The sequence below is a fragment of the Burkholderia sp. Ax-1720 genome (assembly GCF_011753035.1).
Classification (GTDB): domain Bacteria; phylum Pseudomonadota; class Gammaproteobacteria; order Burkholderiales; family Burkholderiaceae; genus Burkholderia; species Burkholderia gladioli.
In genome coordinates, this window is the sequence record NZ_VWWK01000194.1 from 1 (window position 1) to 12,424 (window position 12,424).

9 protein-coding genes and 3 pseudogenes are annotated in these 12,424 nt (G+C 70.0%); 11 read left to right on the plus strand and 1 reads right to left on the minus strand.

Going from position 1 to position 12,424, the window contains the following annotated elements; genetic code table 11:
• Positions 1–155: 155 nt before the first annotated feature.
• Positions 156–2,096 (minus strand): annotated as a pseudogene (locus tag F3J18_RS31675) (bifunctional 2',3'-cyclic-nucleotide 2'-phosphodiesterase/3'-nucleotidase); the annotation flags it as partial.
• Between F3J18_RS31675 and F3J18_RS31680 the strand changes: the two are divergent.
• The 11 genes and pseudogenes from F3J18_RS31680 to flhF all read left to right on the plus strand — a co-directional run.
• Positions 2,087–2,707, plus strand: a pseudogene (locus F3J18_RS31680) (CheR family methyltransferase); the annotation flags it as partial. The pseudogenes F3J18_RS31675 and F3J18_RS31680 overlap by 10 nt on opposite strands.
• Positions 2,704–3,390 (plus strand): chemoreceptor glutamine deamidase CheD, encoded by a 687-nt coding sequence (gene cheD / locus F3J18_RS31685; protein WP_025099990.1) that lies wholly within the window; start codon positions 2,704–2,706, stop codon positions 3,388–3,390. The pseudogene F3J18_RS31680 and the gene cheD, both read left to right, overlap by 4 nt.
• Positions 3,387–4,463, plus strand: a complete 1,077-nt coding sequence (locus tag F3J18_RS31690) for a chemotaxis response regulator protein-glutamate methylesterase (protein WP_166916066.1) — start codon at positions 3,387–3,389, stop codon at positions 4,461–4,463. The genes cheD and F3J18_RS31690 overlap by 4 nt, the downstream gene beginning before the upstream one ends.
• 39 nt (positions 4,464–4,502) lie before the next feature.
• Complete coding sequence (gene cheY / locus F3J18_RS31695; RefSeq protein ID WP_013696282.1) at positions 4,503–4,898, plus strand: chemotaxis response regulator CheY; 396 nt, start codon at positions 4,503–4,505, stop codon at positions 4,896–4,898.
• 3 nt (positions 4,899–4,901) lie between these two features.
• Positions 4,902–5,618, plus strand: a complete 717-nt coding sequence (gene cheZ / locus F3J18_RS31700) for a protein phosphatase CheZ (RefSeq protein ID WP_025099988.1) — start codon at positions 4,902–4,904, stop codon at positions 5,616–5,618.
• A 358-nt stretch (positions 5,619–5,976) separates the two neighbouring features.
• Complete coding sequence (locus tag F3J18_RS31705; RefSeq protein ID WP_052142664.1) at positions 5,977–6,477, plus strand: DUF2844 domain-containing protein; 501 nt, start codon at positions 5,977–5,979, stop codon at positions 6,475–6,477.
• Positions 6,478–6,494: 17 nt separating this feature from the next.
• The gene (locus F3J18_RS31710) at positions 6,495–7,742 is read left to right on the plus strand and encodes a DUF3443 domain-containing protein (RefSeq protein ID WP_166916068.1); all 1,248 of its coding nucleotides are present in this window, start codon (positions 6,495–6,497) and stop codon (positions 7,740–7,742) included.
• Between the two features lie 198 nt (positions 7,743–7,940).
• Positions 7,941–8,462, plus strand: a complete 522-nt coding sequence (locus F3J18_RS31715; protein WP_013696286.1) for a VOC family protein — start codon at positions 7,941–7,943, stop codon at positions 8,460–8,462.
• A gap of 308 nt (positions 8,463–8,770) precedes the next feature.
• Positions 8,771–9,985, plus strand: coding sequence for a flagellar biosynthesis protein FlhB (gene flhB / locus F3J18_RS31720; protein ID WP_013696287.1), 1,215 nt, complete (start codon positions 8,771–8,773; stop codon positions 9,983–9,985).
• Positions 9,982–12,084, plus strand: a complete 2,103-nt coding sequence (flhA, locus tag F3J18_RS31725; RefSeq protein ID WP_013696288.1) for a flagellar biosynthesis protein FlhA — start codon at positions 9,982–9,984, stop codon at positions 12,082–12,084. The genes flhB and flhA overlap by 4 nt, the downstream gene beginning before the upstream one ends.
• Positions 12,081–12,424: pseudogene (gene flhF, locus F3J18_RS31730) on the plus strand (flagellar biosynthesis protein FlhF); the annotation flags it as partial. The gene flhA and the pseudogene flhF, both read left to right, overlap by 4 nt.

A 12,424-nucleotide genomic window follows, 5' to 3' on the forward strand; every position in this document is an offset into this window, starting at 1 on the left:
GCCGGCGGCGAGCAGCGCGGCCACCGCCAGCATGCCGGCGGCCGGCAGGTTGGCGCGGGCCAGGCGCGCCAGCCCGCGCGCCGGGGCCGAGATCGACGCGGAGACGGTTGCCGAGGCGCCGGCGGACAAGCTGTCGAACATGCGCATCGCGGGCCTCACTGGGTCAGGTCGATTTCATAGGTGGCGAGGCCCTTGCCGCTGCCGTCGTCGGCGCTCACCTGGGTGATGCCGGTCAGGCCCGCCGCGGCGGCCTCGGCCAGCAGGTTCGGCGCCGAGGCGAAGCGCACGTGCGCCGCCGAGCTGGCGAGCCGGGTGAAGCGCCAGCTGCGCGCCGCGCCGTCGGTGGCGCGGGTGAGCTTGCCGCGTTTCTTGATGTAGGCGATCAGCACGTCGCGGTTGGCGTCGGGCGAGGCGAAGATCGTCTTGCTGCCGTCCAGGCCTGGGAAGTTGCCGCCGCCGCTGGCGCGGTAGTTGTTGGTGGCGACGATGAACTGCGCGTTCGCGTCGAGTGCCGCGCCCTTGTACAGCAGCTTGCGGATCCGGCTGCCCACCGGCTGCGTGACGTCGATCTCGTAGCTCAGGTCCGGCGAGGTGAACATGTCGAAGTTGTAGCCGGGGAAGCTGCTGACCAGCTGCTGCACGGTGGCGGCGTTCGGATCGATGGTGTTGAAGCGCTTGGCGGCCGTCTCGAGCCAGGCCTTCAGGTCGCCGCCGCTGATCTTCACCGCGTAGACGGTGTTCGGGTACAGGTAGAGGTCGGCCGCGTTGTTGATCGCCAGGCCGCCCGGCGCCACGTCGGTGAAGTCGGTGCCGCCGCCGAAGCCGCTCTTGAACGGCGCGCTGACCGACAGCACCGGCAGCGAGGCGTATTGCGGCAGGTTCGCCTGCACGTAGCTCGCCACGTAGTCGGCCTGCGCCTCGTTGACGATCTGGATCGCGCCCGGGTCGCCCACATCGGCGAAGTAGCTGCTCATGCGGTAGTCGGTGCTGCCCACCGGCGTCTTCACGTAGTCGATGGTGGCCTGGTGCTCGGCCGCGATCGCCGCCGACACGCTCGGGTCGGCCGCCACGTAGCTCTTGTCGGCGTTCTGGATCGAGCGCGCCTCGACCGTGGTCTGCGACTTGTCGACGTTCCAGCGCTTGCCGTCCCAGGCCAGGCCCAGCTTGATCACGCCGAGGTGTTTGCCCCAGTAGTTGGCCATCACGGTGGGCACGCCGTTGACGGTGCCCTTGACCTTGTCGACGCCCGGCAGGTTGAACTGGCCGACCGTGCTGTTCGCGTCCGGGAACACCTGATGCGAGTGGCCGATCAGCATCGCGTCGATGCCGGGCACCTGGGCCAGCCACCAGCTGCCGTTCTCCATGGTCGGCGAGTAGGCGGAATTGTCGAGGCCGCCGTGCGAGATCGCCACCACCAGGTCGGCGCCCTTGGCGCGCATCTCGGGGATGTACTTCTCGGCGGCTTCCTTGAGGCCGGTGGTGTAGACCTTGCCGTCCAGCCAGCGCTTGTCCCAGCTCATGATCGCCGGCGGCGTGAAGCCGATGATGCCGACCTTGACCGGCGCGCTCACGGTGCTGCCGTCGGGCGCGGTGGCGCTCACCACCCTGGTGATGATCGTGTAGGGCTGGAACAGCGGCTGATTGGTCCTGGCGCTGATCACGTTGGACAGCACCTGCGGGAAGTTCGGCCCCGCGCATTTCTGCTGCTGCGCCGGATCGGGCAGCCCGTCGATGTCGAAACGATTGCCGGTGACCTGCGAGAGATAGGGCAGGCCGTAGTTGAATTCGTGGTTGCCGATCGCGCCGCCGTCGAACTTCGCGGCGTTCATCACCTTGTAGATCGCCAGCGTCTGGTCGCAGGAAACCGGCTTGACCAGCGCCTGGTAATCGGACAGCGCGGTGCCCTGGATGGTGTCGCCGTCGTCGAGCAGCAGGTTGTTCGGATATTGCTTGCGGGCCGCCGCGATCAGCGTGGCGACGCGCTCGAAGCCGATCGAATTGTCGGCCGCCAGCTTGAAGTAGTCGTAGGACAGCACGTTGGTGTGGAGGTCGGTGGTCTCCAGCAGCGCGAGCGTGGCGCGCGTGCCGGCCGGCGCCGGTCTCGGTCTGGTGCTCGGCGGCCTCCACCGGCGAGGAGCCGTATTCGCTGGCGATCACCCTGCTGGAGGCGCTCGGCCCCTCGGCGGCGCGCCAGGCCAGCATCCTCGCCACCGATCTCGACACCCAGGTGCTGGAGAAGGCGCGGCTGGGCATCTACACCTTCGACCAGGTCAAGCATCTCTCGCAGGAGCGGCTGCGCCGCTTCTTCCTGAAGGGCACCGGCCCGCAGGCGGGGCGCGTCAAGGTGCGCCCGGAGCTTCGGCAGATGATCCGCTTCGAGCCGCTGAACCTGACCGACGCCGACTACGGCATCGGCCAGGGCTTCGACGCGATCTTCTGCCGCAACGTGATGATCTATTTCGACAAGCCCACGCAAGGGCAGGTGCTGACGCGCTTTGAGCCGCTGCTCAAGCCCGGCGGCCTGCTGTTCGCCGGCCACTCGGAGAACTTCTCCTACGTGACGCAGGCGTTCCGGCTGCGCGGCCAGACCGTCTACGAACGCACCCGCGACGCGGCCTCGGCCGCGGGTCCGGCGCGCGCGCGAGCGCAGGCCGGCGCGCCGGCGGCGGCCAGCGCCGCGCCCAGCCTGGCCGGGGAGGATGCATGAGCGCACTGCCGATCGCGAGCAATCACTACTTCGACAACCACTTCGGCCGTCCCGGCGTGAAGCTGCTGCCCAACGAGTTCTTCACCACCCGCGAGGACATGGTGCTGGTCACCGTGCTGGGTTCCTGCGTGGCGGCCTGCCTGCACGACCCGTTCGCGGGCCTGGGCGGGATGAACCACTTCATGCTGCCCGACGACGGCGCCGACGCGCGCGCGCCGGCTTCCGACTCGATGCGCTACGGCGCCTACGCGATGGAAGTGCTGATCAACGAGCTGATCAAGGCCGGCGGCAAGCGCGAGCGCTTCGAGGCCAAGGTGTTCGGCGGCGCGGCCGTGCTGGCCGGCATGACCACCATCAACATCGGCGACCGCAACGCCGATTTCGTGCGCCGCTACCTGGCGCTCGAGAAGATCCGCATCGCCGCCGAGGACCTGCAGGGCACGCATCCGCGCAAGGTCGCGTTCATGCCGCGCACCGGGCAGGCGATGGTCAAGAAGCTGCGGCTGTCGGTGCCCGGGGTGGCCGAACGCGAGGCCGCGCTGGCCCGCTCGGCGGCCGAGGCACGCGCCGCCCGCGCGCAACGCGCGCGCGCCCACGTCGAGCTGTTCGCCGCGCCGGCCGCGTCGAAGCCGCGCGTCGAGCTGTTCGGCTCGACGGCTACAACGAAAAAGCAGGAGGCATGAGCACCGTGCAGAAAATCAAGGTATTGTGCGTCGACGATTCGGCGCTGATCCGCAGCCTGATGACCGAGATCATCAACAGCCAGCCCGACATGGCGGTCTGCGCGACGGCGCCGGATCCGCTCGTCGCGCGCGAGCTGATCAAGCAGCACAACCCGGACGTGCTGACCCTGGACGTGGAAATGCCGCGCATGGACGGGCTCGACTTCCTGGAGCGCCTGATGCGGCTGCGTCCGATGCCGGTGGTGATGGTATCGTCGCTGACCGAGCGCGGCTCGGAAATCACCTTGCGCGCGCTCGAGCTCGGCGCGGTCGACTTCGTCACCAAGCCGCGCGTGGGGATCCGCGACGGCATGCTCGACTACGCCGAGAAGCTGGCCGACAAGATCCGCGCGGCGGCCCGCGCGCGCGTGCGGCAGGCCGCGCCCGCCAAGCCGGCGGCGGCCGCCGGCCAGGCCAGCGCGCCGCTGATGAACAATCCGCTGGTCAGTACCGAGAAGCTGCTGATCGTGGGCGCCTCCACGGGCGGCACCGAGGCGATCCGCGAGCTGCTGGTGCCGCTGCCGCCCGACGCGCCGGCGGTGCTGATCGCGCAGCACATGCCGCCCGGCTTCACCAAGTCCTTCGCGCAGCGCCTGAACACGCTGTGCCGGATCGCGGTGAAGGAAGCCGAGCATGGCGAGCGGGTGCTGCCGGGCCATGCCTATATCGCGCCCGGCCATGCCCACCTGCTGCTGGCGCGCAGCGGCGCGAACTACCTGGCCCACCTGTCGGACGAGCCGCCGGTGAACCGGCACCGTCCCTCGGTCGACGTGCTGTTCCGCTCGGCGGCGCTGCACGCGGGCAAGAATGCGATCGGCGTGATCCTGACCGGCATGGGCCGCGACGGCGCGGCCGGCCTGCTGGAGATGAAGCGCGCTGGCGCGCGCACCTTCGCGCAGGACGAGGCCAGCTGCGTGGTGTTCGGCATGCCGCGCGAGGCGATCGTGCTGGGCGGGGCCGACGAGGTCGTGCCCCTGAACGAGATGAGTCGGCGCGTGCTGGCCGCGATGGGCGAGCGTGTGCAGCGCGTCTGAGGACGCGGCGAGAATACCGAATTTTGCAGAGGAACCGTGATGGACAAGAACATGAAGATTCTGGTGGTGGACGATTTCCCGACGATGCGTCGAATCGTTCGCAACCTGCTGAAGGAGCTCGGCTACTCGAACGTCGACGAGGCCGAGGACGGCGCGGCGGGGCTCGCGCGCCTGAAGGGCGGCGGTTTCGATTTCGTGATCTCCGACTGGAACATGCCGAACCTCGACGGGCTGGCGATGCTCAAGGCGATCCGCGCCGACGCCGCGCTGACCCACCTGCCGGTGCTGATGGTGACCGCCGAGTCGAAGAAGGAGAACATCATCGCGGCCGCCCAGGCGGGCGCGAGCGGCTACGTGGTGAAGCCGTTCACCGCGGCCACCCTCGACGAGAAGCTCAACAAGATCCTCGAAAAGATGGCCAAGGCCGGGAGCTGACGAATGGACGAGCCGATTCATGCGGCGCTGGCCGGCGCCGGCTTTCCGGCCGAGCACGGCGCGGATGGCGCGGATCTCACCAGCGACCGGATTCTCGCGCGGATCGGCCAGCTGACCCGCACGCTGCGTGATTCGATGCGCGAGCTCGGGCTCGACAAGCACGTCGAGCAGGCCGCGATGGTGGTGCCCGACGCGCGCGACCGGCTGCGCTACGTGGCCGACATGACCGAGCAGGCCGCCGAGCGCGTGCTGACCGCCATCGAGATCGCCAAGCCGGTGCAGGAGCGGCTGCAGGCCGAGGCCGAGGCGCTCGAGGCGCGCTGGGCCACCTGGTACCGCGCGCCGATCGAGCGCACCGAGGTGCGCGAGCTGATGGACGACACGCGCGGCTTCCTCGGCGCGCTGCCCGAAGCCACCTCGGCGACCCGCACCCAGCTGCTGGAGATCATGCTGGCGCAGGACTTCCAGGACCTGACCGGGCAGGTGATCAAGAAGATCATGGAGATGGTCTACCTGATCGAGCAGCAGTTGCTGGCGGTGCTGGTCGAGAACATCGCCCCCGAGCGCCGCGAGCAGTTCGCCGCCAACGCGGCCGCGCTGGCCGCCGAGGGACATCCCGATACGCTGCTCAACGGCCCGCAGATCGCACCCGAAGGCCGCACCGACGTGGTCCAGGACCAGGCGCAGGTCGACGACCTGCTGGCCAGCCTGGGGTTCTGAGCCAGCCGCCCGCGGGCCGTTTCATTTTGTGATCCGGCCCGGCCGGCCGCCGGTTTCGCCCCGCCGGCCGGCGCTTCGTTACAGTTGCTTACCAGCCGGCGAATCGCGTTTGGTTTTTGCTGTCGGCCGAAGGCATACTACCGATCGACATTGGCGTCCTGCCCGGCTGGAATCTCCGGCCGGGACGGGTGATCCGCAACGCGGTCCGCCGGGTTCGGTCCTGATTCGGCCACGAATCCGGCTGCAAATCCGGCCGAGGATCGGCGGACGATCGACGGTTTGCACTGCGGGCGCCAGCGGCGCGCGTCTCGCGCCGCGGTGCCGGCTTACGAGGGGTGACAGGGTGAAATCGACAAGCATGCGCGGCCTCGCCGCGAAATGGGCCGCCGGCGCGCTGGCGGCGGGATGCGCCAGCGGCGCGTTCGCCGAACTGGGCGGGCCGCCCTCGGCGCCGCCCGCCGACGACACGGCCGCGGTGGTCCGCACGCTCTCGCCCTCGCGGGCCGCGAGCACGAAACTCGCCAACACGGCGCAGTCCACGGCCGGCTACACGGTGCGCGAAACCACCCTCGGCTCCGGCACGGTGATCCACGAATACCTCGGCAGCAACGGCAGCGTGTTCGGCGTGGCCTGGCAGGGCCCCACCCAGCCCGATCTCGCCTCGCTGTTCGGCAGCTATTTCTCCCAGTACAGCGCCGGCGTCCAGGCCTCGCACGCGAGCCGCGGCCTGCGCGCGCCGATCGCGATCGACTCGAGCGCGCTGGTGGTCCGCTCGGGCGGCCACATGGGCGCCTTCGTCGGCTCGGCCTGGCTGCCCGCGCTGCTGCCCGCCGGCATGACCGGCGCCGATATCCAGTGACCACCGGGAGCCCCATCTTGCGTACTTCCTCGAATCCCTTCCGCTGGCTCGCCGCGCTGGGCCTGGTCGCGATCACGGCCGCGCTGGTCGCCTGCGGCGGCGGCGACGGCGGCAGCGGCGCCAGCAACAACGCCAGCACGCCGAGCTCCGGCGGCGGCACCGTCGGCAGCGGCAATACCGGCACCGGCAACCAGGTGCCGATCGTCGTCAATGCGGGCCTCGGCAGCGTGGTGAACATGCCGACCGTCAGCGTCACGGTCTGCGCGCCCGGCACCTCGAACTGCCAGGTCATCAACAACGTGCTGCTCGATACCGCCTCGTTCGGGCTGCGGCTGGTCGGCTCGGCGGCCTCCAGCGTGCTCGGCAGCCTGCCGACGCAGACCGCGAGCAACGGCGGCACCCTCACCGAGTGCGGCCAGTTCGTGTCGAGCTTCACCTGGGGCTCGGTGCGCTCGGCCGACGTCAAGCTGGCCGGCCTGACCGCCAGCGCGGTGCCGATCCAGATCATCGGCGACCTCGGCACCTCGAACGTGCCCAGCTCCTGCTCGAACGGCGGCAGCTCGGCCAACTCGGTCGCCGCGCTCGGCGCCAACGGCATCCTCGGGGTCGGCCAGTCGCCGTTCGACTGCGGCAGCGCCTGCGTCAACTCGACCGCCAACAGCAACTACTACTCGTGTCCGTCGAGCGGCAGCTGCACCCGCACCACGGTGGCGCTGAATCGCCAGGTGGCCAATCCGGTGGCGCGCTTCCCGAGCAACAACGACGGCGTGATCGTCCAGCTCGGCACGCCCAGCGGCGGCAACGCGAGCGGCACGCTGACGCTGGGCGTCGGTTCGCTGCCGGGCGGCGTCACGCGGCTCGGCACCACCACCTCGGGCAACGTGACGGGGACCTTCCAGGCTCGCGCGATCGCCTCGGCGTTCTTCGACACCGGCTCGAACGCGTATTTCTTCGATTCCACCGACAGCAGCACGCCGCTGCCGACCTGCAGCAACAACGCCTCGTTCTACTGCCCGAGCACCACGCAGAACCTGACGGCCTCGCTGACCGGCACCGACCTGAGCACCCTCAACGTGAGCTTCTCGGTCGCCAACGCGCAGGCGCTGTTCAACAGCAACGGCTTCGCGCTGGCCAACCTGGGCGGGCCGTTCGGCCAGAACCAGACGCTCGACTTCGGGCTGCCGCATTTCTTCGGCCGCAGCATCTACTTCGGCTTCGACCTGCGCAACCTGGGCGGCACGCAAACGCCGTACATCGCGCTCTGACGGGCCGCCGCGGCCCGCGCGCCCGAAGGGCGCGATCGTCCCGCCCGCGAGGGCGTGGCGGTCGCGCCCTTTTTCATTTGGCGTGAGGTTGGCGCGCTCGCCTATCATCGAGGTTCGGCCGCGCGATCCCGGCGCGGCGTTTCCAGGCGCATCGAGGGCCGGCCCGCGGCGCGGTCCGGCCCCGCAAGGAGGCAGGCGATGACATCCATCCCGGCGACGGCGCAGCCGTCGATCCAGCGCATCACGCCGTTCCTGTGGTTCGACCAGGAGGCCGAGGCGGCGGCGAATTTCTACGTCTCGGTGTTCGACGATTCGCGCATCACGCGCGTGGCCCGCTACGGCAAGGAGGGCGCGCGGGCCGCCGGCCAGCCCGAGGGCACGGTGATGACGGTGGCCTTCGAGCTGGCCGGCCAGGGTTTCTCGGCGATCAACGGCGGCCCGGTGTTCCGCATCAGCCCGGCGGTGTCCTTCGTGGTCAATTGCCGGACCCAGGACGAGATCGACCGCTACTGGGCCAGCCTGGCCGAGGGCGGCGATGCCGGGGCGCAGCAGTGCGGCTGGCTCAAGGACCGCTTCGGCGTGTCCTGGCAGATCGTGCCGGTGCAGCTGCCGGCCTTGCTCGGCGAGGCCGACGCGGCGCGCGCGGGCCGCGTGATGGCCGCGCTGATGAACATGAAGAAGCTCGATCTCGCCGAGCTGGAGCGCGCCGCCGCCGGCTGAGGGCGCTCGCGGCGGATGCATGAGGGCAGGCGGCCGGCCGCGGGCAGGGCGGGCCGCCGCTGCCGCCTTCGCGCCCCGGCCGCCTCCCTGTCTTCGGCCCTGCCTTCCGCCCTGTCTTCCGCCTCATTTCCCGCCCCGCGCCCGCCGGCTCCCTCCCCCCGCGCGCCCTGTCGTTTTTACCGCCCCCGCCTTCCATCGTCGGAAATACCCCGGTTTCCCCGCTTTCCTCGACCGATCGCCGCTCGACACGTCCATCAATAATCGATGCACTGGAAATGGCATCCCGTCGTTTCCGCGTGGAGGCTGCAGTGGCAGAGGACAGCGATCTCGAGAAAACCGAAGAAGCCACCCCCCGGCGCCGTGAAAAGGCGCGGGAGGAAGGGCAGGTCGCGCGTTCGCGCGAGCTGTCCTCGTTCGCGCTGCTGGCGGCCGGCTTCTACGGGGCGTGGATGCTGTCGGGCCCGATCGGCGAGCACCTGCGCACCATGCTGCGCGGCTCGCTCGGCTTCGATCGCGCTGCCGCCTTCGACACCCACGCGATGCTCACCGGTGCCGGCCGCGCCGGCATGGAAGGGCTCTCGGCGCTCGCGCCGGTGCTGGCGCTGACCGGCCTGGCCGCGCTCGCCGCGCCGATCGCACTGGGCGGCTGGCTGCTGTCGGGCAAGGCGATCGGCTTCAAGTTCGACCGTCTCAACCCGATCAGCGGGCTGGGCCGGATCTTCTCGCTGCAGGGGCTGATCCAGCTCGGCATGGCGCTGGCCAAGACGGTGGTGGTGGGCGGCATCGGCGGCATCGCGATCTGGAAGAGCCGCGAGGAACTGCTCGGTCTGATGATGCTGCCGCTGCACCAGGCGCTGGCCGATACGCTGCACCTGGTGGCGGTGTGCTGCGGCGTGACGGTGGCCGGCATGCTGGTGGTGGCCGGCATGGACGTGCCCTACCAGCTCTGGCAATACAACAAGAAGCTGCGCATGACCAAGGAAGAGGTCAAGCGCGAGCATCGCGAGAACGAGGGCGATCCGCACGTGAAGGGCCGGATCCGCCAGCAGCAGCGCGCCATGGCGCGCCGCCGCATGATGGCCAACGTGCCCAAGGCCGACGTGGTGGTCACCAACCCGACCCACTTCGCCGTGGCGCTGCGCTACACCGACGGCGAGATGCGCGCGCCCAAGGTGGTGGCCAAGGGCATCAACCTGGTGGCCGCGCGCATCCGCGAGCTGGCCGAGGAGCATCGCGTGCCGATCCTGGAAGCGCCGCCGCTGGCGCGCGCGCTCTATCACAACGTCGAACTCGAACGCGAGATCCCGGGCCCGCTGTATTCGGCGGTGGCCGAGGTGCTGGCCTGGGTCTATCAGTTGAAGCGCTTCCGCAGCGAGGGCGGCGCGTTCCCGGCCGAGCCGACCGACCTGGACGTGCCGGCCGAGCTGGACAAGGGCGCGAGCGTCTCGGAACAGGACGAGGCCGAGGAAGCGACCGAGGTGCTGGGCGAGGGCGCCGCGCGCCGTGACGGAGGTGCCGCATGAGCACGCCCACCGGAGCGCTCGGCAAGCGTGTGGGCCGGCTGGACGTGGCCAACCTGCGCGCGCTGGCCGGCCCGATCCTGATCTGCATGATCCTCGGCATGATGATCCTGCCGCTGCCTCCGCTGCTGCTGGATCTGCTGTTCACCTTCAATATCGCGCTGTCGGTGATGGTGCTGCTGGTCAGCATGTACACCATGAAGCCGCTCGATTTCGCGGCCTTCCCCAGCGTGCTGCTGTTCTCCACCCTGCTGCGGCTGTCGCTGAACGTGGCCTCCACGCGGGTGGTGCTGCTCGAGGGCCATACCGGCCCCGACGCGGCCGGCCAGGTGATCGAGGCCTTCGGCCACTTCCTGGTGGGCGGCAACTTCGCGGTCGGCATCGTGGTGTTCGTGATCCTGATGATCATCAACTTCACGGTGATCACCAAGGGCGCGGGGCGGATCGCCGAAGTGTCGGCGCGCTTCACGCTCGACGCGATGCCGGGCAAGCAGATGGCGATCGACGCCGACCTCAACGCCGGCCTGATCAACGAGGAGCAGGCCCGCAAGCGGCGCGTGGCGGTGGCCCAGGAAGCCGAGTTCTACGGCTCGATGGACGGCGCCTCGAAGTTCGTGCGCGGCGACGCGATCGCCGGCCTGATCATCATGGCGATCAACGTGATCGGCGGGCTGATCGTCGGCATCGTCCAGCACGACATGAGCTTCGCCGCGGCCGGCAAGAACTACACGCTGCTGACCATCGGCGACGGCCTGGTCGCGCAGATCCCCTCGCTGGTGATCTCGACCGCGGCCGGCGTGATCGTCTCGCGGGTGGCCACCGACGAGGACATCGGCACCCAGATCACCGGGCAGTTGTTCACCAACCCGCGCGTGCTGACCATCACCGGCACCATCATCGTGATGATGGGCCTGATCCCCAACATGCCCCACTTCGCGTTCCTGCTGCTCGGCGGCGGCTCGATCTGGATGGCGCGCGTGATGCGCCGCCGCGAGGCGGCCCGGCACGCGGCCGGCGACCTCACCGAGATCGCCCCGCCCGCGGCGCTGCCGGCCGACAGCCACGAGGCGACCTGGGAGGACGTCACGCTGATCGACACGCTGGGCCTGGAGGTCGGCTACCGGCTGATCCCGCTGGTCGACAACAGCGGCGACGGCGAGCTGCTCAAGCGCATCAAGGGGATCCGCAAGAAGTTCGCGCAGGAAATCGGCTTCCTGCCGCCGGTGATCCATATCCGCGACAACCTCGAGCTGCGCCCCAACGGCTACCGGATCGCCCTGAAGGGCGTCGAGGTCGGCACCGGCGAGGCCTTCCCGGGCCAGTGGCTGGCGATCAACCCCGGCCAGGTGACGGCCGCGCTGCCCGGCGCCCAGACGCGCGACCCGGCCTTCGGCCTGCCGGCGGTGTGGATCGACGTGTCGCAGCGCGAGACGGCGCAGGTTTACGGCTACACGGTGGTGGACGCCAGCACCGTGGTGGCCACCCACCTCAACCACCTGGTGGTGCAGCACGCCGCCGAGCTGCTCGGCCGCCAGGAAGTGCAGGCGCTGCTGGAGCGCACCGGACGCGACGCGCCCTCGCTGGTCGAGGACCTGGTGCCCAAGACGGTCTCGCTGACCACCCTGCAGCGCGTGCTGCAGAACCTGCTCGAGGAAGGCGTGCCGATCCGCGACATGCGCACCATCATCGAGGCGGTGTCCGAGCAGGCCGGCCGCATCACCGATCCCTACGACCTGACCGCCGCGGTACGCCTGGCGCTGGGCCGCGCGATCACCCAGCAGTGGTACCCGGGCTCGGGCGAGATGCAGGTGATGGGGCTCGACGCGAATCTCGAGCGGGTGCTGTCGCAGGCGCTCGCCACCGGCGCGAATCCCGGCCTCGAGCCGGGGCTCGCGCAGACGCTGCTGATGGGCACGCAGGACGCGATGCTCCGGCAGCAGAACATGGGCCTGCCGCCGGTGCTGCTGGTGCAGCACGCGCTGCGGGCGATGCTCGCGCGCTTCCTGCGCCGCAGCCTGCCGCAACTGAAAGTGCTGTCCTACGCCGAAGTGCCGGAAACACGCACGATCAAAGTCACGAACGTCATCGGGGGTAACGCTTGAACATCCGCAAATTCACCGGCCCGACCAGCCGCGACGCGCTGCGTCTGGTGCGCGAGGCGCTTGGCGGCGATGCCGTGGTGCTGTCGAATCGCACGCTCGAGGACGGCTCGGTCGAGATCGTCGCGCTGGCCGACGCCGAGCTGGCCGCGCTCGCGCCGAAGGTGCCGGCCGCCGCCTCGCTGGCCGCGCAGGCACGCGCGCTGCCGCCCGCGGCCCGCCCCGCGTCGGCCGAAGCCGCGCCGCGCCTGGCGGTGCCACCCAATCCCTATGCTTCCGGCGACGTGTTTTCCTCGGTGTTCGGCGCCAGCGCCGAGGCCGACGAGAATGCGAGGGACGCGCA